At 69.6% G+C, this 4,488-nt stretch carries 2 protein-coding genes; both read left to right on the top strand.

Annotation, left to right across the window (positions count from 1 at the left end; genetic code table 11):
* Positions 1-1,814: condensation domain-containing protein (locus DTL70_RS33160; RefSeq protein ID WP_245980324.1), on the top strand; the 1,814-nt coding region annotated here is incomplete at its 5' end.
* The coding region (locus DTL70_RS33155) for a non-ribosomal peptide synthetase (protein ID WP_114025728.1) at positions 1,811-4,488 on the top strand (2,678 nt) is incomplete at its 3' end. The genes DTL70_RS33160 and DTL70_RS33155, both read left to right, overlap by 4 nt.

Here is a 4,488-nt window from a genome sequence, read left to right as displayed (position 1 = left end):
GCCCCTACCTGATCGACATCGTCAGCCACATCCACAACGGCCGACTACACATGCAATGGACCCACGACAACAACACACACACCACCCACACCATCCAGCACCTCGCCGAAAACACCCTGGACGCGCTCCGGCAAGTCGCCGCCCTGGCCGACCGCCCCGCCACCCTCGGCTACACGCCGTCGGACCTGCCGCTCAGCGGCCTCACCCAGGAGGAACTCGACACACTGGTCGAGCAGCTGCGACGGCTGCCCGCCTGGCGGGCGAGCAAGGAAGCGCGGCCGCTGGAGGACTGCTACCCGCAGACCCCGATCCAGCAGGGCCTGTGGTTCCAGAGCCAGTTCGCGCAGGGCGAGGGCGTCTACCACGTCCAGATGGTCCACGGGATCGAACTCGACCTGGACGTCGACGCCTTCCGGCGGAGCTGGGCCGAGGTCATGCGCCGCCACCCGATACTGCGCACCAGCTTCTGGGAGACCGAGAACCAGGCACTCCAGCTGGTCTGGGCCGACGTGCCCGTCCCGCTGGAGGAACAGGACTGGCGCTCGGGCACCCCGGAACAGCAGCGGGAGTGGGTGGAGGCCTATCTCGGCAAGGACCGCGCGCAGGGTTTCGCCTCCGAGGACGTGCCGCAGTGGCGGCTGCTCCTCGCCCGCACCGGTGACGCCCAGTACCGGCTCGTCTGGAGCGCCCATCACACCGTCCTCGACGGCTGGAGCCTCAGCCTGATCCTGGGCGACGTGGTCCGCGGCTATGAGGCGCTCACCGGCAGCGGGCAGCCGCTGACGGCGCGCACCCGGCCCTACCGCGACTACGTGACCTGGCTCAAGCGCCAGGACATGGGAGAAGCCGAGGAGTACTGGCGCACCACCCTCCAGGGCGTCGAGCAAGCCACTCCCCTGAGCGTGGAACGCCACGTCGCTCCGGGCTCGCCGTCGCCGGGCGCCGGCGAGCAGGGCGAGCTGGGGACCGACTTCAGCGAAGAGGACACCCGCCGGCTGCACGAGCTGTGCCAGGCCCACCACCTGACCCTCAACACCGTCCTTCAGGGCTGCTGGGCGCTGCTGCTCAGCCGCAACTCGGGCACCGACGACGTCGTCTTCGGCACGGTGACGTCCGGACGGCCCCTGGAGGTCGAGGGCGTCGAGCGCATGGTCGGCCTGTTCATCAACACGCTGCCGCTGCGCGTCGGAGTCCCGGAGGGCAGCAGCGTCCTCGATTGGCTGCACGGCCTCCAGGAACAGAACGTGCAGATGCGCCAGTACGAGTACAGCCCGCTCGGCCAGGTCCAGCGCTGGAGTGGGCTGCCCTCCGGCGCGCCCCTCTTCGAGAGCCTGTTCGTCTTCGAGAACTATCCCGTTGAACGGGACGAGGGCGCCGCCCTGCGCTTCGAGTTGCTCCGCTCGGAGGAGCGCATCAACTACGCGCTGGGCGCGGTCGCGACGGTCCCGGACCGGATCCACCTCGATGTCCAGTACGACCGGGGACGTTTCGCGGACGAGGCGGTCCAGCGCCTGCTCAGGCAGTTCACGGGCATCTGCGCACAGGTCGCCCGGGACCCCCGGGCGCGGCTGAGCGAGATCACCGTGCTCACGGAAGAGGAGCGCCGGCAGATCCTCGGCCAGAGCAACGCCGCGGCCCCCCAGGACGTCGGTGAGGACTTCGACCTGCTGGCCTTCGCGGCCGAGGCGGAGCACTCCGAGGATCGTGCGCTCCTGGAGCAGCTCCTCGCCGAGGTCCAGGGCGCGTCCCCCGACGACAGCCCACCGCAGACACCGACGTCCGCCCCGACTACTGAGACAGGTGACCCTTCGTGAGTGAGCTTCTTTCGCGACAAGTCGCGAACCTGTCCCCCGAGCAGCAGGAGCTGCTGCGCCGCCGCCTTGCGGAGACCAAGCAGCGCGACGCGCAACCGGCGGCGTTCCACGAGCTGTTCGAGTCCCGGGTGCGTCGCGACCCCGACCGGGTGGCCGTGGCCTTCGGTGACGAGCAGTTGAGCTACGCGGCCTTGAACCGGCTGGCGAACCGGCTCGCTCATCTGCTGCGGGAGCACGGTGTCGACCGCGAGTGCCTGGTCGGCCTGTGCATGCCGCGCTCGCTTGAGGTGATCGTCGGGCTGCTGGCGATCCTGAAGGCGGGCGGCGCGTATGTGCCGCTCGACCCGGAGTATCCGCCGGACCGGCTGGCGTACATGATCTCCGACTCCGCGCTGCCGCTGGTGCTGACCCGGCGGTCGGTTCTCGACGTGCTGCCCGAGGAGTCCCAGGCGACGGTGCTGGCCGTGGAGGACTTCTGGTCCGGGCTTCAGAAGTGGCCCGACACGCCGGTGCAGCCGGGCGGGACCGTCGACGACCTGGCGTACGTGATCTACACGTCGGGCTCCACGGGCCGGCCGAAGGGCGTCCAGGTCACCCACCGCGGCTTCCGCAACCTGGCCAGGTGGCAGTTCGACAACTACGACCTCCAAAGCCCGCGCCGGGTGTTGCAGGGCACTTCGCTGAGCTTCGACATCTCGGTGTGGGAGATGTGCGCGGCGCTGCTGTCCGGCGGCACCCTGGTGCTCCCCGACCCCGGCCTGCAGATGGCCGGCTCCGACCTCGCCGACCTGCTGATCGAGCAGGGCGTCGAGAACATCAGCCTGACACCTTCGGCACTGTCCACACTGCCGAAGGAGGCGCTGCCGCACGTCGGCTACGTCACCGTCGGCGGTGAGGCGTGTCCGCTCGACCTGGTCCGCGTCTGGGCTCCCGGCCGGGCGTTCTTCAACGGCTACGGGCCGACCGAGGCCACGGTCGGGGTGAGTCTCGCCCGGTACGAACCCGACCTGGAACGCGTCCACATCGGCCGCCCCCTCAACGGCATGCAGGCGTATGTACTCGACTCCCGCATGCAGCCGCTGCCGGTGGGCGTCGCCGGCGACCTCTACGTCGGTGGGACCGGTGTCGCACGCGGCTACCTCGGACGTCCCGAGCTGACCGCCGAGGCGTTCGTCGCCAACCCGTTCGACGCGGGCAGCCGGCTGTACCAGACCGGTGACGTGGCCCGGCTGATGCCCGACGGCAACGTGGAGTTCCTGGGCCGCGCCGACGACCAGGTGAAGATCCGCGGCTTCAGGGTCGAGCTGGGCGAGATCGAGGCCGCACTGGCCCAGCACCCCGACGTGCGGCACGCCGCCGTGCTGCTCGACGAGGATGGCGCGGCCAAGCGGCTGGTCGCCTTTGTGGTGGGGGGCGAGTCGGTGGCGACCGAGTCGCTCCAGTCGTTCCTCGGCGAGCGCCTCCCGCACTACATGGTCCCCGGCGTCTTCGTCCCTCTGGAGAGCATGCCGCTCACCACGAACCGCAAGGTCGACCGTAAGGCGCTGGCGGCGCTGTCGTGGCGGGAGCACGCGGTCGCGGAGCAGGAGCACGTGGCGCCGCGTACTCCGGTGGAGGAAGAGCTCGCGCAGATCTGGCAGGCGGTACTCGGCACCGCCCAGCCGGTGGGCGTCCACGACAACTTCTTCTCCCTCGGCGGCGACTCCATCCTGAGCCAGCAAGTGATCTTCCGGGCCAAGCAGCAGGGCCTGTACTTCACCGTCAAACAGCTCTTCCGCTACCAGACGATCACCGAGCTGGCGCCGGTGGTGGAACACCAGGACGCGCCACCCGTGCAGGCCGAGCAAGGCCTGGTCACCGGCCCCGTTCCGCTGACGCCCATCCAACACTGGTTCTTCGACCAGGCCTTCGCACATCCCCACCATGTCAACCAGTCGCTGCTGCTCGACGTCGACGCCGACGTGACACCCCAGCAGTGGGAGCAGGTCCTGCGGGGGCTGCTGGAGCAGCACGACGGTCTACGGACCCGGTTCTTCCACCAGGACGGCACCTGGCAAGCCGAACTGGCCGGCCTCCCAACCCAGCTGCCCTGGCAGGTCCACGACCTCACGACGGTACCGGCGGACCAGCGCCGCACACGGCTGCTGGAAATCGCCGGACAGACACAGTCCAGCATGAACCTCACCGAGCCCCCACTGCTCCGGGCCGCACTGTTCACCGGGGTGTGCGAGCACGAGTCCACCGGCTCCGGCGACCACGAGTCGGCCGGTTCCGGTGAGCTGGGCCCGGAGGGCCACAAGCCCTCCGGGCCCGAAGGGCGCACGCACCGGCTGCTGCTGGTCGCCCACCACCTTGTGGTCGACACCGTCTCGTGGCGCGTGTTGCTGGAGGATCTCGGCACGCTGGTCGAGCAGGCGCGCCAAGGCCAGGAACCGCAGCTGCCGGCCAAGTCCACCTCCTGGCGGCAATGGGCCCAACAGCTGCACCAGGAAGCGACCAGCCCGGCCACACTCGACGAACTCCCCTACTGGCACGAACAGACCCAGACCCCTCACCCGTTGCCACTGGACGGCCCGCGCGGACACAACACCATCGGCCGCAGCCAGACCTACGAAGCAGTACTGGACGCAACCGAAACCCGCGCACTACTCCAGGACATCCCCGCCGTCTTCCA

This window comes from Streptomyces diacarni (assembly GCF_003323715.1).
Lineage (GTDB): Bacteria > Actinomycetota > Actinomycetes > Streptomycetales > Streptomycetaceae > Streptomyces > Streptomyces diacarni.
This window is presented reverse-complemented; position numbering and strand designations above follow the sequence as displayed.